Source organism: Ruegeria sp. CDSC085 (assembly GCF_059610465.1).
Genome location: NZ_JBXWNR010000001.1, coordinates 340643 through 362898 on the forward strand (window position 1 = coordinate 340643; position 22256 = coordinate 362898).

Sequence of the window (22256 nt, forward strand, 5' to 3'; positions counted from 1 at the left end):
GCAAACTAGCCAGTTTCAGGCAGTTATTCTTGATTTTTTACATCACCGTGCAATGTTGAAAAAGGCGAAACATGTGAATTGGACTGTTCAGAAATAGCGATCCAGTCGGGTTTACGATGTCGCTCACCACAGCCCCCACCAATTTGTGGGACAATGCGTAAGTAGAAGGAGACACGGGACATGCCTACCGGCACCGTGAAATGGTTCAATACCACCAAAGGATATGGTTTTATTGCCCCTGATGAAGGGGGCAAAGATGTGTTTGTACATATCTCGGCCGTAGAACGGTCCGGCCTTACCGGACTCGCTGACAATCAGAAAGTCTCTTACGAGTTGGAGGACGGACGCGACGGTCGGCAAATGGCTTCTGATTTGAAGCCGTTGTAACGACATCCTTGCTGATTGCAGGGTGAATCAATTAAGGATGGCGGCCAATTTTCCGGCCGTCAGCCACCCCTCACCGGTCTCGTTCCATTGTTCTCACGCTGACTTCGCATCGGCGTGGCAGTATTGGTCTGTGTCCTTTTTCGCGGTGCTGGAAACCCCGTTCGCGTATGTCACGACCGCGGTCGAGCCCCCAAGCCGGATAGTCCAGACTTACGCAAACTGCCTGGGCCCTCGCACGTACGTTGCCACGCCTTCCGCTCAGAATTGCCGTTCTAGTTTCTGGAGCAAACGTGCGACAGTCCTCACCAAATCCAAGCAATGAGCCGTCAGCCTGCACATGCAATGCAAGCCCGGACACACGTGAAATATTCGCAAGCTTGAGTAAAAGAGCCATGGAACCAGCGTTCCGATCCCATGACAATCCGGATAAACTACCGCTGTGCGAATTCAAGTTCTATTTGCGAATGATCTCTTCGAACTCGCGCCATTCTCGAGCCGTCATACCCGAGCTTTCCTGTGTGACGTCCTCGCCCGCCAGCATGCGCCGCAGGCTTTCGACCATCTGAGCGGACAGGTTGACGGCACCAAGGCGGTAGTCTTCGAAGGCCTTGTAGGCAAATGGTACCCAGTCGGCGACGATCTTGCACATCGCATCAGCGTAGACGCGGATTTCGTACTGAGCATGAGGGTCAGCGCGCAATCGCAGGAAGTGGAACAGGTTGTGAAGGTCGACCTTCCAGTACCACTGCGTATAGATGTTTGCGGGTAGGTTCATCCGCGCCAGTTCACGTGCCAGACCCTGCTGCCCGTCCTGACTGATCATCGCCTCGTAATTGTCGTAACACCGGGCACTGTCTGCCTTCAGGATGTCCAGGACACGTGCAGCCTCTTCCCCTTCCAGAGCCGAGCCACGGCCCTGATTGTTCACTTCTGATTGGGCGGCGACATGTTCGGGTGCGGGAATATAGAACTCACGATCCAGAATCGAATACCGCGCCGAATACTCATTTACATTGGCCGTGCGGTGCCGAATCCACTGCCGCGCCACGAAGACCGGCAGCTTCACATGCAGTTTGACCTCGCACATTTCGAATGGGGTCGAATGCCAGTGCCGCATCAGATACCGGATCAGACCTTCGTCATTCTGAACTGATTTGGTTCCTTTGCCGTAAGACACACGTGCAGCCTGACAGATAGCGGCGTCATCGCCCATGTAGTCAATGACGCGAACAAAACCGTGATCCAGAACCTGATGCGCGGTATACAGGTGATCTTCCATTCCCGCTGAAACGACGCGACGAGTGGGATGCGATTGCGCACGTTGCGCTTCGATCTCGGCCTGTTGGTCAGCGGACAGCGGCATCAAATTTTCCTTTCTGGCAATGAGTCGCCCCCTACTATATCTCGTCAATCGCAACACCGGAACCGCGATATATGCCGCAACCCGCGCAATTTTCAATTCACCATACCCAGCGCTCTCGACACACTAGGTTGGCGCGCTAAGCTGTTTGCAAACTGAGTCGAAAAGGATGGCCAAATGGCGCTGACATATCTTCACACCATGGTCCGCGTGAAGGATCTGGAAAAATCCATGGCGTTTTATGAACTTCTGGGCCTGAAGGAGACACGCCGCTATGACAGTGAAGCCGGGCGCTTTTCACTGGTTTTCATGGCCCCTCCGGGACAAGAAGACGCTCCGATTGAACTGACCTACAATTGGGACGGTGATGACGACCTGCCCAGCGACAGCCGCCACTTCGGCCACCTCGCTTACGGCGTCGACAACGTCTACGAGGTTTGCCGGCACCTTCAGGACAATGGTGTTACGATCAATCGACCTCCGCGTGACGGTCGTATGGCCTTTGTACGATCGCCCGACAATATCTCGATCGAGCTTCTGCAAAACGGCGATGCTCTGGAGCCCAAGGAACCTTGGACTAGCATGGAAAGCATCGGCCACTGGTGATCCGGTGGGTCATAACACTTGGGTTGGCCGTCCTGGCCAGCCCGATCAAGGCTGAACAATGTCGTCTGGCCCTTGCACTGGCGATGGACATTTCGGTTTCGGTCGATGAGGCCGAGGACATGCTGCAACGGCAGGGACTGGCCGCCGCGCTGATCGCACCCGACGTGCAAGAGGCCTTTTTCTCTTCTCCCATGCCGGTTGCCTTAGCTGTTTACGAATGGAGCGGACGTTCCACGCAGCATGTCATTTTGAATTGGTTGCTGATCGAAGATATTTCTGACCTGCTTTTCGCATCCGGTCAGATAAGTGATTCAGTACGATCGGATACCGGATCCGCGACCGCCATGGGCTATGCCCTTGCCTTCGGGTCCACCTTGATGAATCAAGCACCCGAGTGCTTGTTTCAAACAATTGATCTGTCCGGGGATGGCTCCAACAACGATGGCTACGGGCCGCAGATAGCCTATCGGCACTTCCCCTTTCAGGACGTTGTGGTGAATGGCCTCGTGATCAACGCGGCTGATTTTGAAGGCGAACTCTATCTGATTCCCTTCTTTGAAAACAATGTCTTGCATGGTCCTGGCGCCTTTTTGGAAGTCGCTCAGGGGTTCGAGGATTTTGAACGGGCCATGCGAAAGAAGCTGAAACGGGAGTTGAGCGGTTTGCAGATTGGTGCGCTCGATGAAGACTCACAATAACTCCGCGTCTGTTTGCCGCTGTCACGGGTCCGTTCCCTGGACCGGCATTTGAGCAAGGCCGCCAAGCCTGTGCATCAGTGCAGGACGGTTTTGATTCCGTCCGATGCACAGCCCCGGTCAGTAGATGTATCTGATCTGGTCCGTCCAATACCGCTCCACGCGGCGCAGCGACGTGGTGATGTCTTCGATACCTTCCAACTCCAACACTCCTCTGCTTTGCAATCCTTCGGCGTGACGCGCAAACAGGTCGGATACTATGTTGCGGATTTCCCTGCCTGTTGGCGTCAGACGAACGCGAACAGAGCGGCGATCTATCTCGCATCTCTGGTGGTGCATATACCCCATCTCAACCAGTTTCTTGAGGTTGTAGCTGACATTGCTGCCCTGATAGTAGCCGCAGCTCTTCAGCTCACCCGCCGTCACTTCATGATCACCAATATTGAACAGCAGCAACGCCTGAACCGCGTTGATTTCCAGCACGCCAACGCGCTCGAATTCATCCTTGATGACGTCCAGCAGCAACCGGTGCAGCCGTTCCACCAGGGCCAGCGCCTCAAGATAGCTGGTCATGAACCCCTTGGCTCCCAGCCCAGAGACCTGCATTTCCATACTCATCCGACCCTCCGATTCAGTCGTGCTGTTTGAGGCACGATGACCTGAAAGTCCGAAAAATCGGTTAAGCTGGTATTTTCTTATTTCTGAAAGGTCTGCGCGATGCTTGAAACCAAACTGGCAAACTGCGCCGGTGGCCGCACCTGACCAGTGACCCATTGGTAGAGGTCCTGATCGTTTTCGTGCAGCAGCGCATCAAAAACATCCAGCCCGGCCGCATCCATATCAGCCAGATTGCGATCTGCATAAGCGGACAGGATAATGTCCATTTCTTTAATCCCGCGCCGCATGGATCGCATTTTCATTCGCTTGATGCGTACGTCCCGGGTTTCACTCAATTCTTCTGCTCCAGCATCAGGCGCATTTTCTTTTCCAGCCGCGCCGCACGTTCGGCACAAACCCGCATCTCGCCCCGAATGGCGCGCAGTTCAGCCACGGCGGTTGACAGTTCCATACCGCCTTCGCCCTCTCCCACCGGGGCATCCATGCCTTCCCCCTCGCCGGTCAGCAGCCACATGATCGAGACGTTGACCAGACCCGCCATCATCGACAATCGGTTCGCGCGTGGCTCGGACAGATCGTTTTCCCAATCGGCAATCGTCGTCTTCTTGACACCAAGTCGACGCGCCAACTCGGCCTGGGTCATTCCGGCCGCTTCGCGAGCGCCAGCCAAACGGTCCCCGAATGTCGCAGAGTCCGGTCCATACCAGTCTTTTTCTTCATTCACTCGGGTCTCCAATTCACATTATCCATACGGCTTGATCGTCATTCCGACGCACCCTATGACAGTCGGGTTAAACATACAAACCGAGGCCATCCATGAGTTTCCTGTCTGCGACACTGTCACGCGTCAAACCCTCGCCCACAATCGCTATGACGGCCAAGGCCGCCGAGTTGAAAGCCGCCGGGCGCGACGTTATTGGCCTGAGCGCGGGTGAGCCGGATTTCGACACACCTCAGAACATCAAAGACGCTGCTGTTGCAGCGATTGCAGCGGGAAAAACCAAATATACTGCTCCAGACGGCATTCCTGAACTGAAGCAGGCGGTTTGCGCCAAGATGAAGCGCGATCACGGGCTTGAGTACACGCCCGCGCAGATCTCGGTTGGAACGGGCGGCAAGCAAACGCTGTACAACGCCTTGATGGCAACAATGAATGACGGTGACAGGGTTATTATCCCCGCGCCTTATTGGGTAAGCTACCCCGACATGGTTTTGCTGGCAGGTGGAACGCCGGTTGTTGTTGAAACGACGCTGGCCAACAACTTCAAACTGACGGCAGAACAACTGGAAGCCGCAATCACCCCCAGGACGAAATGGTTCATCTTCAACTCGCCTTCCAACCCGACAGGCGCAGGGTACAGCCGGGACGAGCTCAAGGCCCTCACCGATGTTCTGATGCGCCATCCGCATATCTGGATCATGTCGGACGACATGTACGAACACCTGGCCTATGACGGCTTTGAATTCTGCACGCCTGCCGAGGTCGAGCCCGGCCTGTATGACAGGACGCTCACCTGCAACGGTGTTTCGAAAGCCTATGCCATGACAGGCTGGCGCATCGGTTATGCGGCCGGTCCGGTCGAACTCATCTCTGCGATGCGCAAGATCCAGTCGCAATCCACCTCGAACCCCTGCTCGATCAGCCAGTGGGCGGCGGTGGAAGCGCTGAACGGAACACAGGATTTTCTGGCCCCGAACAATGAAACGTTCAAACGCCGCCGTGATCTGGTGGTGCGCATGTTGGACGAGATTGACGGAATAACCTGCCCGAAACCCGAGGGTGCGTTTTATGTCTACCCCTCAATCACTGGGCTGATTGGCAAAACAACACCCGCGGGAACCGTCATCGAAAACGATGAAGCCTTTGCCACTGCCCTGTTGGAAGAGGCGGATGTCGCCGTCGTGTTTGGCGCGGCCTTTGGCCTGTCACCCAACTTCCGGGTCAGCTATGCTACGTCCGATGCAGCCCTGACCGAAGCCTGCGGTCGTATACAGCGCTTTTGTGCATCTCTGAGGTGAACATGTCTGCAGACCTTCCCGAATACTACTTTCGCATCCGTGAGAACGGGGCCGTCGTGTTTCGGATCGATACAGAAAACCGCCAACGCCGGATTGAGATGGATCAGATAGCCGTCGTCAACATCCGCAACGGCGAGGTCAAGCCGCACGGGCAACGGGCTTTGTCCGAACGGGATCAGGCAGAGATCGCCCAATGGATGGAAGAGCGCCGGGTTGTACTGGCCCAGCGCGACATTGACGATATTCACCGCGCTGTCGACTATCTGAATCTGACCACGCAATGGGCGCAGTCCAAGGCAAGCGATGAACAGCTTGAGGATGTGACCGACAGGTTGCTGATGGCGATGCACGATCTGCGCACGGTTCTGGTTCGGAAAAAGGCCGACCGCTTGAGCAAAGATTAAGCAGGCTCTGCCGGCGCCTGCATCTGCCGCACCGAATGCAACCAGAACCGGGCCATCAGCAGTACCGCCGCGAAGGCCAGACCAAGCACCAATCCCAGCCAGACACCGATGCCGTCCATCTGACGGACGAAGCCGAAATAATATGACGCCGGAATTCCCACTACCCAATAGCTGAGCGCCGCCATAACCATGGGAATCTTGGCATCCTGCAACCCGCGCAGCAGACCCAGCGCAATTACCTGAGCCCCGTCGACCAGTTGAAACAGTGCAGCCATGGCCAGTAATCCGGTCCCGATAGCCAGAATTTGTCCGCGCTGCGGATCATCGGCCTCCATGAACAGAGAAATCAGCGGCTCGGCGTATGTCAGGAACAGGATGACGGTCACAACGGACATGACCAGCGACATGCCCGTCACAGCAATTGCACCTTTTTCCAGATGCGCCTTGTCCCGGCGGCCCAACGCGTTGCCGGCCCGGATGGTGGCCGCATTGGACAGCCCCAGATGTACCATGAAGGTGGCCGACGCCAGATTCAGGGCAATCCCGTGCGCGGCCAGAGGGACCTGACCCAGCCAGCCCATCATTACGGCTGATGTTGCAAACAGCGACACCTCGGCCAGGGTGGTCAGACCAATGGGCACGCCCAGTTTCCATACGCTGATGAACATTTCCCAATCCGGCCGCCAGAAGCGTTGGAACAGGCTGTGTTCCGGCAGGGTCCGGACCACATAGAAAACAACCGCGACCAGTGAAACGACCTGCGTCGCGATCGACGCGATCGCTGCGCCCATCACGCCCAGTTCCGGGGCGCCCCAGTTGCCAAAGATCAGCGCATAGTTGGTAAACCCGTTCACAACCGCCGCCGCAACCGTGATCCACAGAACAATCTGCGTTCGCTCCAGAGCCGCAAGGTAGGATTTCAGCACCATCACGATAAGCGCCGGAAACAACCCCCAACCGGCAATGCGCAGATATTCTGACGCGGTTTCAGCAATATGCGGCTCTTGCTTCATGGCGATCAGGATCGGATAGGACCACCACAACAAAGGCATTACCACCGCAGCGTACAGCAGCGACAACCACAGCCCCATACGGGTCGAGCGGCGAATGCTGGTTTCGTCCCCTTCTGCCGCCGCGGTGGCGACCATTGGCATAACAGCCCAACCGAACCCCGCGCCAAACAAAAACAAAACGAAATAATAGCTGCTGGCCAAGGTAACGGCTGCCAGCGCCTCGACCCCGTACCAGCCCAGCATAATAGTGTCGGTCAGGCCGATGGCAAACTGCGCCAGATGGCCACCGACCAACGGCAGGCCAAGCACGGCAATCGCCCGAAAGTGGGCCGGATAGGTCATCACTTTTGTCATTGCACCAGCCATATGCGCGGGCTTGGCGCGGGACAAGAGAAGATCACCAAAATTTCAATATGAGACTCCGGTGCCTACTCACACGGCAAGAGCAGGCACCGTGGCGGTTAACGGGCGTCCGGGTGCAATGCTGTACCCAAAATATGCTCGGACCGGTGGATGACGTGATGCGCCTGCCCCACGATCAACGGATCGGGTTCACCCACAGTGTCGTGATCCTTACCCGGGTAGTCCAGCGTCGACAGGAAATGCCGCATACAATTCAGGCGCGCGCGCTTCTTGTCATTCGACTTGATGATCGTCCACGGCGCATCAGCCGTATCGGTGTAAAAGAACATTGCCTCTTTCGCCTCGGTATAGTCATCCCACTTGCTGAGGCTCGCCTTGTCAATCGGCGACAGCTTCCACTGTTTCAGGGGATCAATCTCTCGACTTTTGAAGCGGCGCTGCTGTTCTTCCTGAGTGACCGAGAACCAGTATTTGTAGAGCTGGATTCCCGACCGCACCAGCATCCGTTCCAACTCCGGCGTCTGCCGCATGAACTCCAGATATTCGTTGGGAGAGCAAAAACCCATCACCCGCTCGACACCCGCGCGGTTGTACCAGGACCGGTCATAGAACACCATTTCACCAACTGTTGGCAGTTCCTGAACATAGCGCTGATAATACCATTGCCCCTTTTCTTCCCAAGTGGGTTTATTCAAGGCAACGACCCGAGCCTGACGCGGATTTAGATGCTCCATGAACCGTTTTATCGTACCGCCCTTGCCAGCAGCATCGCGCCCTTCGAACAGCAGAACGAAGCGCTGCCCGGTTTCCTGAGCCCACAGCTGAACCTTCAGCAACTCTGCCTGCAATTTGGCCTTCTGTTCTTCGTACACCGACCGCGCCATCTTGCGACCATAGGGGTACTTGCCGCTTTCAAACGCCTGCCGGATCTTTTCCGGGCTGGGTTCTGCGACCTCTGCAACCGGGGTCGGCCCAGTCTTGGTCTGAGTTGAATCTACTTTGACCCGAGCAATGGCATCCATGAAATCTTTCCTTTTCTGTTGTCCCGAAAGGGAGCTAGCAGAAAGGCCAAGGATGCGCTTTGATTGGGGTCAAATTGATGCCTCAAAAACCCATGAATTCGACACCGGATCAGAGGTTCCGATACGAACACCGTATTTCAAGCTGCGACGCCAGTCGATTTGTTTCCGAACCGGCGCAAGCCTGATGCGCCAAAGCAGTTGACGTTGCAAGAATTCGCCGAGTTTAGAGGTGCACGAGCGCACCTTGCCTGAATCCTCAATAACATATTTTTAAGCCGGCCTCGGCCGACGTGGCCATGGCCAAAGCTGGCGCCCGTAAAGCGCACCGGATCTGCCGATACCCCTTGCTTCAGGCTTTATCGGTGCCCCCAATCGTCAGGGTTGTCCGAGTTATTGGGCGACAAACCCAGCATGTCCCCCTCCGTTGAACATCCCAGCCCCAGAACTGTCCGGTTCGCATAGGAAAAGTAGGAACAGACCTGATTGATCTCAAGGATTTCACCATCGTCCCACCCCGCGTCACGCAGAGCGGTCACATCCGCTTCGACCAGATCGCCCGGAGCCTCAGTCAACTTGCGTGCATAGGTCATCGCCGCCACTTGCGCTGCGTCCAACGGGGCGGCTGCCGGATCGCGCGCCTCAATCGCCGCCCGGATCGCATTTCCTCGCTCTTCATCGCCCAGCAAACGCTGCAAACCCGCGAAATGGTGTTCGACGCAATATCCACATCGGTTCAGAGAACTGACCCACACGCCCAGCATCTCGAGGAACCACTTCGGTATCTTGTTGCCCGAGTGATGCAGCACTGCCTTGTAGATCGCCATGTGGCCTTCCATCGAATGCGGCCGCAACGAATGCGCCATCATAATATTGTCCACATTGTTGTCCGGACCCATGACGCGGTCGTAGAGTTTCTTCAGCCTGCCTGTGGCCTGCTCGAATGGGATTGTTCTGATCCAGCTCATTTGGCTTCCTGTTGACGTGATTGCCTGTTGTTCAGAGACTAGAAGCGCTTTGAGCCGGAGGCGAGACGAATTCGACAGTCTTTCGAAAAGAGCCCACCAACGGAGACTGCATTTCGAACGTCTGTCCGGTTTGCGAACCACCAACACTGCATACCCAATCAAAGCCGAGCAAGCATCAACACCGTTGAGACCATCGAGACATTGCTGAATAGTATCAATGCCAGAAGGTGCAAAACGCCTGCCACAGCGAATGCGGTCCGGTATTTCCCGGATGCTTTCACGCAATAGATCAGGTTCAAGGCGGCCAACACTGCTGCCCCCGCAACCGCCATGATCAAACGGGCTGCGCAAGGCCATCAAACCAAACCCAAGGATACTCCGTGAGTGTGGTAGAACCTTGGGATTCAGGTCAACTCTCGTCCTGGCGATGCTTAAAGCAGGCAGAAGAAACCGGTGGAAGGATTACAAATCCCGCAGGCGGATATCGCAAGCGACTGTTTTCAAGTGTCCTCAGCCGCCATCTGTTTGGCGGCCAGGTCAAATCGGGTTACACACCCTCAATCTCCATGGTACGGAATTCATTTTTCAGCCAATTGTGCCGGGCACACATCGGTCTTGTGAAATGCTGACGTATCAATTTGCTCATGGCCTTCTGGATCAGCACCGATGTCGTTGCCGGGTATACTTCAGTTGTAAACAGCGACACTGTGCGAACGAAGTTGCTACCGGGAAATGGCATAGCCTTTACGCTGTTGTGAAACCTCTGCGTTCGGTGAAAACACGCGGCGGTCGTGATTGCCCACCCGCTGCCCTGCGCAACCAAGCCGATGATGGATTGATTACACTCCAGCTCAAACCGGTTGGGCAGGCTGTATTTGCTCCGGGCCAACTGCGTTTCGATCTGCTTGCCGATCACATAGTCACGCGAATACCTCAACAAAGGCAGGTTGGCATCTGGATTAAACAGCTCTTCAGGAGACCCTTCAAACTTGTTGGGAACCACGACGATGAAGGGGTCTCTCATCAAAGGGTATTCGATCAGCCCCTCAGTACGACCCAGTGGTCGAGTGGCGACGCCTACGTCAAGCTTGTGTTCCTGAAGTTTGGCAAGAATTTCGTGGCTGGGGCGTGTGAAATGGCGGAAATTGCAACGCGGCAGAGCCTGCGCCAGAAAACGAACAAGATCGGGCGCGATCTGATTGTCAAAATCATCGATCAAAGCCAGTCGCAGGTCCGTCGCGTGCTGCCAGTTTCCCGTTCGAATTTCGGCCTCACCGCGCTTCAGCACAGTCAGACCCTCCCGCACATAGCGAGCGAATACCTCGCCTGCCGGTGTCAGGCCCATGGGGCGGCGTCCGTGGTCAACCAATTCAATGCCCAACGCGCTTTCAAGGCTGCGCAGGTGGTTCGAAACTGTGCTGATCGACAAATCTGTTTCTGATGCGACTTGCTGAATCGATCCGGATTTGGCGATCAGCTGAAAAACTTCCAGCCATCGAAGACTCAGAGATTTGGACACGGCAACCGACCATTGTTTCGATTTGTTCGAAACTAGCGAAGCAAAGAATTGCCCCTTCGGCAATGGTGAAGTTGATCGAAAGGCTCGTTTCTAGGCTTTCATACGTGCAAAATCCGGATCGTATGGGCTTGGATTGATAACCGTCGCACCTATTCGTTTCCCGCAACTATCCAATTCCATTTCGCGGCCAACCTCCGCCAGAGACGGATGAACGAAGGCATGCGCCAGGTTCATTTCCGTGCGATGCCCCCATTCGCCCGACGTGACAGTACCAACGACAATATCATCCTGCATCAGAGAAGCCCCAGGATGCGCCGGACCGAGAGTTGACTCAATACGTAGAGGGACCAGCTTGCGCCGTGGTCCTTCTGACTTTCGTTTCAACAAGGCATCACGCCCCACGAAAGCGCCCTTGTCCAACCGGACGAACCGATCCAGACCGGTTTCAAAGGGATCAAATTCCGTGATCAGATCGGCTTTCCAATGCAAAAAACTCTTCTCCATGCGCATGGACTCGACAGCCCTGGCACCAAACAGTTTCAGCCCGTGCGTTTCGCCCGCCTCGCGCAAGGCAAGATAGGCCGCATAGAGCGAGGCGTTGGGAACATGGATTTCATAGGCCAGCTCGCCCGAGAAACTGAGGTTCATAACCGTTGCAGAAGCAATACCAACAAAGCACTCGCGCACACTGAGCCAAGGGAACGCATCTGCCGACCAATCTCCTCTGGCGCAGGCTGACAAGACAGAACGCGACTTCGGGCCGGCCAGAACCAGAATGGTCTGATCCTTCGTCAGGCTGCGCAACTGAACGTCTTCATTGCTGCGCAGATGCTGCCGCAACCAATCCATGTCGTGAAATTCGCTCGCTGCGGCAGAGCCATACCAAACGCGGGCCGGTCCCCGGTCGCTGGCGGGCAGATTGGCAATCGTCGCTTCTGCCTTGATCATACCGTGGTCGTTCAACAGGTATCCCAACCCGACACGCCCGTCACGCCGAGAGACAAATCCACAAAACAACCGGTCCAGGAATGCGTGCCTGTCGGATCCTGTGATCTCGATGCGGTTGAACCCGTTGACCTCTGCAAGCCCGACGCCGGTTCGAATGCTTTCGACTTCGGCAGCTACCAAGTCGAAGGTTTCGTCAAAATCGAAACCAAGCTTCGGCGAAAATCCGGGATCGGGTTTGATAAAATCCACCCTCTCCCACCCGTTGACCACAGTGAACTCGGCTCCTTCGGATGCCAGAACAGGCGTCAGAGGGGTCGTCTTGGCGGGTCGGCCCGCAGGGCGATGTTCATGCGGAAAGTGGAACCTGAATTCGTTCTGATAATCTTCAATCGCCTTTAGTGCCGTGAGTTCCACATTTGCATGTCCGGCGAACCTTCGGGGATCGAGGCACCACGTGTCATAACATGCCTCGCCATGCACGATCTGCTGTGCCAGCAACCATCCGTGACCGCCACCTTCACCCAGCCCGGCCCGCAGGCCAATGATACAAAACGCGTTGCGTTTTCCCGGGATCGGACCGACCAGAGGCGCCCCGTCAATTGTGTAGGTGATTGGCCCGTTGACCACGGTGTGAATACCAACCTCCATCAAGGCAGGCATGCGCGCGAAGGCCCCTTCCAGCACATCGGTCACACGGTCCAGATCATCCGGGCACAAAGCGTTCACGAAGTTCGGGTCAATACCGTCCATACCCCAGGTCTTGCATCCCTGCTCGTAGAACCCGAGTAGCAGCCCGTTCTTTTCCTGTCGGCAATAATAGTCGCTGATCGGGCAGCGCAGCAGCGGCATCCGATGACCGGCATCCCGGATAGCCTCGATTTCTTCGGTCAGGAAATACTGATGTTCCATGGACGACACAGGATGATGTACACCCATCATGGCGCCGACTTCGTTGACCCTGTAGCCGCAGGCGTTGACGACGACATCACAGTCGATATCCCCGTGCTCGGTATGCACGGTCCAGGTGTCATCGCTGTGCTGTGTCAGCGCGGTCACCGGCGTATTTCGATACACCTCGGCACCCGCCTTGCGTGCCCGGCGCGCAAGGGCCTGGCACAATTGCGCTGGATCGATGTCGCCGTCCAGCGGATCCCAAAGCCCGCCGATGAGATTATCGGTCGAAATCAACGGGTGTCGCCGGGCACATTCATCCGCGTCGATCACTTCGAAATGCACGTCCATCCCCCGCGCCATCGACGCGAAGTGACGATAGCCTTGCATCTGTCCTTCAGTATTCGCCAGACGTATCCCACCGTCGGCGTGGTGATAGTTGATAGGGTAATCCGGATCGTCGGCCAGTTCCTTGTACAGATGAATCGAATGAGATTTCAGACCGACCATCGTCTGGTTCATGCCAAAATTTGTTACCTGCGCGGCCGAATGCCATGTCGTGCCCGAGGTCAGTTCATTCCGTTCGACCAAAACCACATCTGTCCACCCTTCCTGGGTCAGGTGGTAGAGCGTCGAACACCCGGCGATCCCGCCCCCTATCACAACGGCTCTGGTACGCGACTTCATGGCACTGCTCCTTCATTTTCGGCACCAGTCTTGCTGAATAACGGGATGGGCAGACAACAGGGCAATTGCGGGTGCCGGAAAATCGAAACCGCGATTTCGGATTCTGAAAACGGCACTTCTTCTTTGATACCGGGACAAGTTGGGTCCTACGGTGCAGGAAAACGCAAGGTAACGTAAACGAATGCCATCGGAGAGCGTCAAAAGAAGCGGTCGAAAGGCACGGCACGCACAGCGTGCGGCCAAGCCCGTTTTTGATCCTTGCCCGCCCGGTCAGAAAGGCGGGACATTCAGGCCCTTAAGCATTTCGGAAATTGAGAAAATTTACGACACCGCGCTGCGTCTGCTGGAAGAGTTGGGGATGGGAGATGTTCCGGAAAGGCTGGCCATCGACCTCAGGGAAGCGGGGGCTCAGGACCGGGAACAGAACCGGCTGGTTTTTCCCCGTTCCATGGTCAAACAGGCCATCACCTCGGCCGCGAAGACGTTCACCTTCCACGGCCGGAATGAAAACCGGTCCATCGAGGTGGGTGGCGACCGCGTGTATTTTGGCACCGGCGGTGCTGCGGTTCAGACACTTGATATCAACAGTGGGCTTTATCGCCCGTCCACCCTGGCCGATCTGCATGATTTCACCCGGCTACAGGACACGCTGGCCAATGTCAGTTGGTTTACCCGGTGCTGCGTGGCAACCGACGTCCCCGATGTGTTCGATCTGGACGTCAACACCGTTTACGCTTTGGTACGCAACACAACCAAGCCAATAGCAACGTCTTTCACGTTGGCGGAACATGTCGGCCCGATCGTCGAGATGCTGGACATCGTCGCCGGGGGGACGGGGGAATTCGCCAAACGCCCCTTCCTGAAAGCTCATATAAGCCCGATCATTTCGCCAATGCGATATGGCCAGGATGCCGTGGATGTTGTCTATGAATGCGTCACCCATAACATACCGATGTCATGCATCACGGCCGCGCAGGCGGGCGCAACCGCCCCGGCAACTCTAGCCGGATTTCTGGCGCAATCACTGGCCGAAACGCTGGCCAGTCTCGTGATGGTCAACACGATCAAACCCGGCTTTCCAATGATCTTTTCCAACTGGCCCTTTGTCGTGGATCTCAGGACCGGCTCTTTCGCAGGGGGCAGCGGAGAGACTGCGATCCTGAATGCGGCGTCAGCGCAAATCACGAACTGGCTGGGCTTGCCATCAGGTGTGGCCGCTTCGATGGCCGATGCCAAGGCCATCGACGCCCAACATGGCGCTGAAAAAGGCATCACATCGCTGGCGGCAGCGCTGGCAGGAGGCAATCTGATTTATGAAAGCTCGGGGATGACGGCATCTCTGCTCGGGGTCAGCTTCGAGGCCTTTGTTCTGGACAACGAAATGCACTCGCACACATATCGCGTCTTGCGCGGGATCGAGGTCACTGAAGCGAACCTTGGCTTTGACGCCATATGCCATTCGGTTCTGGGCGAGGGGCACTTTCTGGGCAGCGAGCAAACCTATGAAGCCATGGAACGAGATTACTTCTATCCGAAGCTCGCCGATCGTCAGGAGCCCCGCACGTGGCAAACAGACGGTGCACTGGATGCGTGGTCATCCGCGCGGCAAGTCGCTCAAGAGGTGTTAAGCACGCATTACCCTGAGTATCTCACCTCAGAGCAAGACGCCGAAATACGCCGACGTTTTCGTATCCTGCCCTGAATGATGGCGGGCATTCCCAGCACGATGCCGAACCGTTAGGGTCACTGAAGAAACTTACAGAGGATGGGGAATCATGGCCGATTCATTTTTTCAACCGGTATCAGCCATGGAACTCGCCCGATTTGCCGGCATCCCCGCGTTCATGCGCCTGCCTATTCTGCACATGGAACACGATCGGATCACGGACGTCGAACTGGGCATAGTAGGTATTCCCTGGGACGGCGGAACCACAAATCGGCCCGGCGCACGACATGGCCCACGGCAACTGAGGGACTATTCCACGATGATCAGGGCGATGAACCCGGTTACGGGTGTAGCACCATTTTCAATGGTGAACTGCGCGGATCTTGGAGACGTTGCCCCCAATCCTGTCGACATAGAAGACACGCTGGATCGGGTTACGCGTTTCTACACTGATCTTCGAACCCGCAACATCACACCATTGACGGCCGGAGGGGATCACCTGACCACCCTGCCTGTCCTGCGGGCTCTGGCCGCTTCTGGTCCGGTTGGCCTGATCCAGTTCGACAGTCACACGGACTTGTTCGACACCTATTTCGGAGGTCACAAGTTCACCCACGGCACCCCGTTCCGCCGCGCTGTCGAGGAAGGGTTGGTGGACCCCAAGCGTTTTGTACAAATCGGAATCCGTGGCACGGCCTACAACACTGAAGATATCGAATGGGGAGAGGCACAGGGCATACGCATCATCCGTATCGAAGAACTGTTCGACCGGGGCATAGACGACGTCATGAACGAAGTGCGCGAGATCGTTGGCATGCAGCCGACCTACTGCACCTATGACATCGACTTTGTTGATCCAACTTACGCCCCCGGTACAGGAACACCTGAAATCGGCGGGCCCAACAGCTTTCAGGCCCAGCAGGTCATTCGCAAGATGTCCGGTCTGAACCTTGTCGGCGCCGATCTTGTCGAAGTGTCACCGCCATTCGACCCCGACGGTGGAACGGCGTGGCTTGGCATCTCGCTGATGTTCGAGTTGCTTTGCGTTCTGGCACAGGCGATCGACGCGCGGCGCTAGACCCGCGCGACATTCTCGGCGATCATCGAAATCATCTCGAACATCACCGCTGCGGCTGTCAGCGCGGTGATGTTGTTGGGGCTGTCCTTGGTCGGCATCATGCAGACCACGTCGCCGCCGACGATGTTCAAACCGCGCGCCGCGCGCAGGATGCCGACCGCCTCATCGATGTCAAAGCCCTTCTCACCAGGTTCCAGATTAGACACGGCCGGCGCGACGGTTGGGTCAAGACAGTCCAGATCGAAGGTGATGTAAACCGGGCGGTCGCCCAAAACCTCTTTGGTCTGCGCTACGACGTCCTGTAATCCGCGCTGTCGGAACTCGCGCATGGTGACGATGTTGTAGCCGTAATCGTACGACGGCTGCAGCCAGTCCAGACTGCGTGGATGGCCGCGCAACCCTATCTGCATAGAACGGGTTGGATCCACCTGCCCCTGATCGGCCAGATAGGCCCCCCAGTGGGCCGCAGATTTCTTTGCCCCCAGAAAGTGATCAACCTTGGTGAAGACATCCGTATGCGCGTCCAGATGAAGAAAGCTGACCGGCTGTCCGCCAGCAAGTTTGCCGCCACCCAGGGCCTGCACAATTCCACCGGTGATGGAATGGTCGCCTCCGATGGAAACGGGGCGCGCTCCGGCGGTGTCTATGTTCTTGTAGAATTCAGTGATGCGTTCGATGCAATCTTCATTGTCGTTGGCCTTTGGAAACGGCACATCACCAACATCGGCGATCCGCGCGCTCTGCCAGGGATCAATTTCAAAAACCGAATGCACCCTGCGTTGCACGGCCGAGACATGCCGCAACGCACGAGGCCCCAAGTGCTGGTCCCTTTCGGTCGTGCCGTTGCCAGTTGAGTGCGGCACACCTGCCAGCGCGATATCCTGCCCTTCTGGCCCGACATTGGGACAACGGAACAATGTAGGCACGCCCCACCAATACAGGTTGTCCATCATCGACTGTTCATACGGATCTGTCATGGTTTCCCCGGATCAAAGAAAAGCGCCCCCGATCGGAACCGGGGGCGTCTGCGTTCAGAGTTTTTCGTCTTCTCGCCGGAACGCGCCCTGCACGATCCGGTCCATGACCATGGCAAGGAACAGGATCGCAAAGCCACCCAGCAGGCCCGGCCCCTTGGCGGCGTATTGCAGCGCCTCAAGGATTTCCTTGCCCAGGCCGCCCCCGCCGATCAGCGAGATGATCACGACCATGGACAGGCACATCAGGATTGTCTGGTTTACACCCGTCATGATCGATGGCAGCGCCAGAGGGATTTCAACATCCTTCAACAGTTGCCATTTCGACGCGCCAAAGGCGACGGCAGCCTCTTTGATGCTTTCCGGAACCCCTTGCATGCCCAGTGCCGTCAGTCGGATGACCGGCGGCATACCGAAGATGATGGTGGCCAGAATTCCCGGCGGATTGCCGGTGCCAAAGAAGGCGATGATCGGGATAAGGTAAACAAAGGCGGGAAGCGTCTGCATCAAATCCAGAACCGGTTCCGCCGCGCGATATGCGCGCTGCGACTTGCCGAACCAGATACCCAGCGGAATGCCGAAAACCACGCAAAGTAGCACCGCCGCACCGACCAGAGCAACCGTTTCCATCGCCACGTCCCAATACCCCAGCAACGCGATATAGGCCAAGGAAGATGCGGTGAAGATGGCAACCCTTGGTCCCGCCGCACGCCAGGCTGTCACACAGATGACCAACATGACCACCGGCCAGGGTGACCCGATCAGTGCAATTGTCAGCGCATCAAGCACCGACCGGACACCCGCCACGATCCCGTCGAATACGTCGCCACCCGCTGCTGCTGCTGCATCAATCCTGGCCTCCATCCAGCTCGCCAGGGTCGAGAACAGTGTGCCGTTCCCTTCACCCAGTATGATCGCGGACACTTGCTGTTCGGGGAATGCGTCCAACAATGGAAGGGATGCGTTCACGGTGAACTTGTAAACAATCAAAGGTCCGATTGCAGCGACCAGGATCGCACCCATGACGATGTTACGGGTCGAACGCCCGCTTTCCGTGCTGTCCGGATCGATGCGCCAGTTAGAATACTGTTTTTCGTAAACGCGGTCGGCGTAGAACCCTTGAACCACCTTGAAGACAAGCAACATCAACAACCCGGTAATCAGGATGCCTGCTGCCTCGGACTGGGCGGCGGTAGCCCTCTCCAGACTTGTGGCCGCTGCTTTTTGTATGTTCTCGGCCAGCTTGGTGAAACGGTCGATATCGGCCTGTTCCGTGGCATCCGCTGCGCGCGCCAACAGCTCGGCCGCGCGTTCCTGCTGACGCGCGGCGCGCTCGGCGAAATCCGCGCCGGGATTGCCCCACGCGCCCCTGCCGATTTGGACCCACGCGATGATCTCAAGGATCAGAAAGGTCCAGAACATGCCCCAAACGGCGCGTGAAGCTGACCAGAATGGCCCCAGAACGGCGGCCCACTTATTGAACGTGTTGGGAATTGCGCTGGTCGCATCATGAATTTTGTGGAACACGTTGACGTAGTAGTCTCCGTTCGGACCAGCGAACTCCTTGATGGAAAGATCCAGGGCCTCGCGATCGACCTCGATATCAGAGGCGGCCGTTACTTTCATCTCTGTTGCAGCATCAGTCATTTTTGCCCCCCTGGATACCACGCAACAAGCGTGGCTTGGTCACGACGCCCACATCAACGCCCGCATCCGTGATGACGACCGGCAAATCAGAATTCACGGCCAGGTCGATCAGTTGATCCAGATCCGCGCCCTCGTCCGCTCGGGGCGCACCGTCGAGTGGCCCTGAATAACTGTCCAACGGCTCCATGATGGAATGCGCTTTGACCAATTTAAGTTTTGAGATGCCCTGAACGAATTCCCGCACGTAATCGTCGGACGGGTTCATGACGATGTCTTCGGGTGTTCCGATCTGCACGATAACGCCGTCCTTCATGATCGCAATCCGGTGGCCAATTCGAATGGCTTCATCCAGATCGTGGGTGATGAACAATGTGGTCTTCTTCAACTGTGCCACAAGTGCTTTGAACTGGTCCTGCAATTGCAGGCGGATCAGCGGATCAAGGGCAGAGAAAGGTTCATCCATCAAAAGGATTTCCGGGTCCGAAGCCAGCGCCCGCGCGATCCCCACGCGTTGCTGCATCCCGCCCGAAAGCTCCTTGGGTAGTCGATCCTCATAACCTGTCAGATTTACCAGGCTCAATGCGTGATCCGAGACAGCCCAGCGTTTGGACTTGGAAACCTTTCGGATTTCCAAAGGATAGGCCACGTTATCACGCACTGAACGATGCGGCATCAGCGCCATGTGCTGAAAGACCATACCAATTTGCTGGGCGCGAATGCGGCGCAACTCGGATTCCGACAGCTTCGATACATCGTGACCCAGAATTTCGATCCGACCTGCCGTAGGTTCGATCAACCGGTTCACGTGTCGCACCAATGTGGACTTGCCCGAGCCGGACAGCCCCATGATACAGAAAATCTCACCCCTCGGCACTTCGAACGTGGCGCCCTGAACGCCGACAACACAGTTGAACCGCTCCAGAACTTCCGGCTTGCCTATGCCTTCGTTTCTGACCGCTTCCATTGCCTCTTCAGCACGCGAGCCAAAGATCTTCCAAACGTTTTCTAATTTTACGACAGGTTCGTCCATTTTTCCCCCACAGGGCGATGCCCTGCCCGACAGAAAAAGGCCGCCACGGTTTTGCGCGACGGCCCAATGAGTGGTGATTTAGTTGGTCAGCCAGCCGATGACGGTGTCCTCATTCGCAGCCACCCATTCCTTGGCGAACTCAGCGGCTTCGACGTTATCGACCGCCAGCGCCTTACCCATCGCGCTCAGATCGTCTCCTGTCATCTGGTAGTTGCTGAACAGGGCAGCCACTTCGGGATAGGTTTCTTCCAGTTCCTTGGCGTAGTGCAAGTGAAGCGTTGCCCCGTTCCAAGCCGAGGACGCCTCGGACTTGGACAGCCAATCCGGATCATCCGTGGGCTGAACGATTGTCCAAGTGGCCGGATCGTGGGGCGGTTCTTCCAGAACCGTCAGGTCCTGTGTCACGAAGATATAGTGGGGGCTGTAACAAAACCCGATCCACGGGTCGCCCGCCTTTGTCGCGTTCGCCAAATTGGCATAGGCAATGGTTTCCTCGTATTCCGTCAGATCGAAGATCTGGTCATAGCCATAGGACTTGGCCCGGATCTTCTCGACAACGGTCGAAGCCCAACCCGGCGCACCGATCCAAACCTCAGGTGTTCCGTTACCATCAGTATCAAAGATCGCAACCTTGTCGGGGTCGCTCAGATCATCGATCGATTTGATGTCATATTGTTCCGCGATGTAGGTCGGCACGCACATACCCTGCTCGGCCTGAACCGGGTTTTGGTTCATGACAACGGTGCCGTTTTCCTTGACATAGGTATCATGCAGGTTCTGCTGGTTGGGCATCCACACTTCCGGGTGGACTTGCATTGAACCGCTGTCCATTGCTTCAAATACAATCGGGTTGGTGCCGTTTTGCAATTCCACATCCAGGCCGAGGTTTTCTTCGATCACGACTTCAAGAATATGTGCCGTCGCGTTCACCGAGGCCCAGTTGGGCACACCGATTACAATATCCGCGGCCATGACCGGCCCGGCAATCGCAAAGGACGCGCCTCCTAGTAGCGTTGCTGTTTTTTTCATCTGATATCTCCGTGTTGAATAGTTTCCGCGCTTGTTTTTCTCGCCCATACGGGCAGTAATGCGCTCTGGTTCAGGTCTGGAAAGGCCGTGCCTTTCGGGTTTTTGGGGCCAGCAAAATCACAGGCTTACATGGCTCCAAAAGTGAAGCATGTGGATGCGTTGCCCTTCAAGAGATACGTTTTTTTACCTTTTGAATGCGGAATTATCGCAAGTTAGTTTCGACTTAATGCGATTCAGTGAGGTGCGTCCGACATCTCCGAAACCGGAAGTGCCCACAGGTATAATGAGCGCTAAAATCGCTCGGGCAGACAGCGCAACCAGTCTCAACACGGGCGGGCAGCTTGCCCTTTTGGTACGCAAAGCCCCCTTTCGGCAAACACTGATTGCGTCTGGCTCTTTGAGTTGCGCGCGCTCTTTCCGTAAAGGCGGCGTGGAACCTCCTCGCATTTTTTGTCCACCCACCCACTTCAACGAAGTCCTTCTGACCAGACTCAGTTCAACTCTCTGTGAAAAGTGGTGCCTAACCAAACTTTGAAGCTGGCTTTCATCTACCTACTAGTAGATAGTTTTCATGTCGTAACCATCAAAGAGAACTGACCCAATGGAAATCAATTCGGACTTCTCTGACCGCGTCGTCGTTCACTCAGACCAGCTTGCGTGGCAGGCCTCTCCCATGAAGGGGGTGGATCGCAGGATGCTGGATCGGATCGGAGGCGAGGTCGCCCGGGCCACCACTATCGTGCGTTATGCGCCAGGCAGTCATTTCTCTGCACACACCCATACTGGCGGTGAGGAATTCATTGTCCTTGACGGTGTATTTCAGGATGAACATGGCGATTATCCTGCGGGGACTTATGTCCGCAATCCGCCCACCACGCAACACACTCCGGGTTCGGAACCGGGCTGCACGATCTTCGTCAAGCTCTGGCAGTTCGACATGGACGATCGCAACCAGTTTCGCAAAAGCATGGTGGATGAGCTGGGCGCGCCCATAGACGGTGTCGCCACCGCAGTTTTGCATATGGATGAGCGCGAGGTCGTGAGCTACAGCCATCTTGACGCGGGTGCGTTCCTGAGATCGGACGCATCTGGCGGGATCGAGCTGCTGATCATCGACGGGTCAATCACCGAAGGCGGGGATGAACTGGTCAAAAACGATTGGCTGCGCCTGCCTGACGGTAAAAGCCTGACGGCAGTTGCGGGGCCGGACGGGGCCAGGATCTGGATGAAGACAGGCCACCTGCCTTTTGCGCGACCGCCGGCGGCGTAACCGATGGTTGAACTAACATCCCTGGCGCAACAACCCCGGTCGGGCCGACCCCAAAAGCTGGACCT

General features: G+C 56.4%; 21 protein-coding genes. 8 read left to right on the forward strand and 13 right to left on the reverse strand.

Annotation, left to right across the window (positions count from 1 at the left end; translation table 11 throughout):
• The first annotated feature begins 180 nt into the window (after positions 1 to 180).
• Positions 181 to 387 (forward strand): cold-shock protein, encoded by a 207-nt coding sequence (locus tag AC2FJB_RS01735; RefSeq protein WP_010439113.1) that lies wholly within the window; start codon positions 181 to 183, stop codon positions 385 to 387.
• Positions 388 to 841: 454 nt separating this feature from the next.
• On the opposite strand, the gene thyX is transcribed toward AC2FJB_RS01735, so the two are convergent.
• On the reverse strand, positions 842 to 1750 hold the full coding sequence (thyX, locus tag AC2FJB_RS01740) for an FAD-dependent thymidylate synthase (RefSeq protein ID WP_299636863.1): 909 nt from the start codon (positions 1748 to 1750) through the stop codon (positions 842 to 844).
• Positions 1751 to 1924: 174 nt separating this feature from the next.
• Here thyX and AC2FJB_RS01745 point away from each other — a divergent pair, with 174 nt between their 5' ends.
• Both AC2FJB_RS01745 and AC2FJB_RS01750 read left to right on the forward strand, forming a co-directional pair.
• Positions 1925 to 2353, forward strand: coding sequence for a VOC family protein (locus AC2FJB_RS01745; RefSeq protein ID WP_496718652.1), 429 nt, complete (start codon positions 1925 to 1927; stop codon positions 2351 to 2353).
• Entirely contained in the window at positions 2350 to 3051 is a 702-nt protein-coding gene (locus AC2FJB_RS01750; RefSeq protein ID WP_299894399.1) for a DUF1194 domain-containing protein, read from the forward strand. The genes AC2FJB_RS01745 and AC2FJB_RS01750 overlap by 4 nt, the downstream gene beginning before the upstream one ends.
• Positions 3052 to 3168: 117 nt before the next feature.
• Here the strand turns inward: AC2FJB_RS01750 and AC2FJB_RS01755 are convergent, their stop codons facing one another.
• The 3 genes from AC2FJB_RS01755 to AC2FJB_RS01765 all read right to left on the reverse strand — a co-directional run bounded on the left by AC2FJB_RS01755 (position 3169) and on the right by AC2FJB_RS01765 (position 4390).
• Positions 3169 to 3666, reverse strand: a complete 498-nt coding sequence (locus tag AC2FJB_RS01755) for a MarR family winged helix-turn-helix transcriptional regulator (RefSeq protein ID WP_496718654.1) — start codon at positions 3664 to 3666, stop codon at positions 3169 to 3171.
• 77 nt (positions 3667 to 3743) lie between these two features.
• Complete coding sequence (locus AC2FJB_RS01760; protein ID WP_496718656.1) at positions 3744 to 4001, reverse strand: succinate dehydrogenase assembly factor 2; 258 nt, start codon at positions 3999 to 4001, stop codon at positions 3744 to 3746.
• Positions 3998 to 4390, reverse strand: coding sequence for a helix-turn-helix domain-containing protein (locus AC2FJB_RS01765; protein WP_117872654.1), 393 nt, complete (start codon positions 4388 to 4390; stop codon positions 3998 to 4000). The genes AC2FJB_RS01760 and AC2FJB_RS01765 overlap by 4 nt, the downstream gene beginning before the upstream one ends.
• Positions 4391 to 4482: 92 nt before the next feature.
• Here AC2FJB_RS01765 and AC2FJB_RS01770 point away from each other — a divergent pair, with 92 nt between their 5' ends.
• Together AC2FJB_RS01770 and AC2FJB_RS01775 are read left to right on the forward strand one after the other, a co-directional pair.
• Positions 4483 to 5685, forward strand: coding sequence for a pyridoxal phosphate-dependent aminotransferase (locus tag AC2FJB_RS01770; protein ID WP_496718658.1), 1203 nt, complete (start codon positions 4483 to 4485; stop codon positions 5683 to 5685).
• Positions 5686 to 5687: 2 nt separating this feature from the next.
• Positions 5688 to 6089, forward strand: coding sequence for a hypothetical protein (locus AC2FJB_RS01775; RefSeq protein WP_117868515.1), 402 nt, complete (start codon positions 5688 to 5690; stop codon positions 6087 to 6089).
• On the opposite strand, the gene AC2FJB_RS01780 is transcribed toward AC2FJB_RS01775, so the two are convergent.
• The 5 genes from AC2FJB_RS01780 to AC2FJB_RS01800 form a co-directional block, all read right to left on the reverse strand.
• Positions 6086 to 7456 (reverse strand): MATE family efflux transporter, encoded by a 1371-nt coding sequence (locus AC2FJB_RS01780; RefSeq protein WP_496671654.1) that lies wholly within the window; start codon positions 7454 to 7456, stop codon positions 6086 to 6088. The two genes, AC2FJB_RS01775 and AC2FJB_RS01780, sit on opposite strands and share 4 nt — an antisense overlap.
• A 107-nt stretch (positions 7457 to 7563) precedes the next feature.
• The gene (ppk2, locus tag AC2FJB_RS01785; protein ID WP_117868514.1) at positions 7564 to 8487 is read right to left on the reverse strand and encodes a polyphosphate kinase 2; all 924 of its coding nucleotides are present in this window, start codon (positions 8485 to 8487) and stop codon (positions 7564 to 7566) included.
• 356 nt (positions 8488 to 8843) lie between these two features.
• Positions 8844 to 9452 (reverse strand): carboxymuconolactone decarboxylase family protein, encoded by a 609-nt coding sequence (locus AC2FJB_RS01790; RefSeq protein WP_496718660.1) that lies wholly within the window; start codon positions 9450 to 9452, stop codon positions 8844 to 8846.
• Between the two features lie 547 nt (positions 9453 to 9999).
• Entirely contained in the window at positions 10000 to 10971 is a 972-nt protein-coding gene (locus tag AC2FJB_RS01795) for a LysR family transcriptional regulator (protein WP_299636856.1), read from the reverse strand.
• Between the two features lie 90 nt (positions 10972 to 11061).
• Positions 11062 to 13497, reverse strand: coding sequence for a GcvT family protein (locus AC2FJB_RS01800; RefSeq protein ID WP_496718662.1), 2436 nt, complete (start codon positions 13495 to 13497; stop codon positions 11062 to 11064).
• Between the two features lie 181 nt (positions 13498 to 13678).
• Between AC2FJB_RS01800 and AC2FJB_RS01805 the strand changes: the two genes are divergently transcribed.
• Both AC2FJB_RS01805 and AC2FJB_RS01810 read left to right on the forward strand, forming a co-directional pair.
• On the forward strand, positions 13679 to 15199 hold the full coding sequence (locus AC2FJB_RS01805; protein WP_496718664.1) for a trimethylamine methyltransferase family protein: 1521 nt from the start codon (positions 13679 to 13681) through the stop codon (positions 15197 to 15199).
• A gap of 73 nt (positions 15200 to 15272) precedes the next feature.
• On the forward strand, positions 15273 to 16241 hold the full coding sequence (locus tag AC2FJB_RS01810; protein ID WP_496718665.1) for an agmatinase: 969 nt from the start codon (positions 15273 to 15275) through the stop codon (positions 16239 to 16241).
• On the opposite strand, the gene AC2FJB_RS01815 is transcribed toward AC2FJB_RS01810, so the two are convergent.
• From AC2FJB_RS01815 to AC2FJB_RS01830, 4 genes are all read right to left on the reverse strand, one after another.
• Positions 16238 to 17218, reverse strand: a complete 981-nt coding sequence (locus AC2FJB_RS01815) for an arginase family protein (RefSeq protein ID WP_299894427.1) — start codon at positions 17216 to 17218, stop codon at positions 16238 to 16240. The genes AC2FJB_RS01810 and AC2FJB_RS01815 overlap by 4 nt on opposite strands.
• Before the next feature lie 54 nt (positions 17219 to 17272).
• The gene (locus AC2FJB_RS01820; RefSeq protein ID WP_117868508.1) at positions 17273 to 18862 is read right to left on the reverse strand and encodes an ABC transporter permease; all 1590 of its coding nucleotides are present in this window, start codon (positions 18860 to 18862) and stop codon (positions 17273 to 17275) included.
• Positions 18855 to 19892: a quaternary amine ABC transporter ATP-binding protein gene (locus AC2FJB_RS01825; RefSeq protein ID WP_171362600.1), complete on the reverse strand. Its 1038-nt coding sequence runs from the start codon at positions 19890 to 19892 to the stop codon at positions 18855 to 18857. The genes AC2FJB_RS01820 and AC2FJB_RS01825 overlap by 8 nt, the downstream gene beginning before the upstream one ends.
• A gap of 78 nt (positions 19893 to 19970) precedes the next feature.
• Positions 19971 to 20921 carry an ABC transporter substrate-binding protein gene (locus tag AC2FJB_RS01830; protein ID WP_299636850.1) on the reverse strand — a complete coding sequence of 317 codons (951 nt, stop codon included), beginning with the start codon at positions 20919 to 20921 and terminating at the stop codon, positions 19971 to 19973.
• Between the two features lie 601 nt (positions 20922 to 21522).
• Here AC2FJB_RS01830 and AC2FJB_RS01835 point away from each other — a divergent pair.
• Positions 21523 to 22191: a cupin domain-containing protein gene (locus tag AC2FJB_RS01835; protein WP_299636849.1), complete on the forward strand. Its 669-nt coding sequence runs from the start codon at positions 21523 to 21525 to the stop codon at positions 22189 to 22191.
• The last annotated feature ends 65 nt before the right edge of the window (positions 22192 to 22256 follow it).

Bases quoted from the DNA above. Each gene is read 5' to 3' on its own strand.
- AC2FJB_RS01735 (WP_010439113.1), top strand. From the start codon at position 181: ATGCCTACCGGCACCGTGAAATGGTTCAATACCACCAAAGGATATGGT.
- thyX (WP_299636863.1), bottom strand. From the start codon at position 1,750: ATGCCGCTGTCCGCTGACCAACAGGCCGAGATCGAAGCGCAACGTGCG.
- AC2FJB_RS01745 (WP_496718652.1), top strand. From the start codon at position 1,925: ATGGCGCTGACATATCTTCACACCATGGTCCGCGTGAAGGATCTGGAA.
- AC2FJB_RS01755 (WP_496718654.1), bottom strand. From the start codon at position 3,666: ATGAGTATGGAAATGCAGGTCTCTGGGCTGGGAGCCAAGGGGTTCATG.
- AC2FJB_RS01770 (WP_496718658.1), top strand. From the start codon at position 4,483: ATGAGTTTCCTGTCTGCGACACTGTCACGCGTCAAACCCTCGCCCACA.
- AC2FJB_RS01775 (WP_117868515.1), top strand. From the start codon at position 5,688: ATGTCTGCAGACCTTCCCGAATACTACTTTCGCATCCGTGAGAACGGG.
- AC2FJB_RS01780 (WP_496671654.1), bottom strand. From the start codon at position 7,456: ATGACAAAAGTGATGACCTATCCGGCCCACTTTCGGGCGATTGCCGTG.
- ppk2 (WP_117868514.1), bottom strand. From the start codon at position 8,487: ATGGATGCCATTGCTCGGGTCAAAGTAGATTCAACTCAGACCAAGACT.
- AC2FJB_RS01790 (WP_496718660.1), bottom strand. From the start codon at position 9,452: ATGAGCTGGATCAGAACAATCCCATTCGAGCAGGCCACAGGCAGGCTG.
- AC2FJB_RS01800 (WP_496718662.1), bottom strand. From the start codon at position 13,497: ATGAAGTCGCGTACCAGAGCCGTTGTGATAGGGGGCGGGATCGCCGGG.
- AC2FJB_RS01805 (WP_496718664.1), top strand. From the start codon at position 13,679: ATGCCATCGGAGAGCGTCAAAAGAAGCGGTCGAAAGGCACGGCACGCA.
- AC2FJB_RS01810 (WP_496718665.1), top strand. From the start codon at position 15,273: ATGGCCGATTCATTTTTTCAACCGGTATCAGCCATGGAACTCGCCCGA.
- AC2FJB_RS01815 (WP_299894427.1), bottom strand. From the start codon at position 17,218: ATGACAGATCCGTATGAACAGTCGATGATGGACAACCTGTATTGGTGG.
- AC2FJB_RS01820 (WP_117868508.1), bottom strand. From the start codon at position 18,862: ATGACTGATGCTGCAACAGAGATGAAAGTAACGGCCGCCTCTGATATC.
- AC2FJB_RS01825 (WP_171362600.1), bottom strand. From the start codon at position 19,892: ATGGACGAACCTGTCGTAAAATTAGAAAACGTTTGGAAGATCTTTGGC.
- AC2FJB_RS01830 (WP_299636850.1), bottom strand. From the start codon at position 20,921: ATGAAAAAAACAGCAACGCTACTAGGAGGCGCGTCCTTTGCGATTGCC.
- AC2FJB_RS01835 (WP_299636849.1), top strand. From the start codon at position 21,523: ATGGAAATCAATTCGGACTTCTCTGACCGCGTCGTCGTTCACTCAGAC.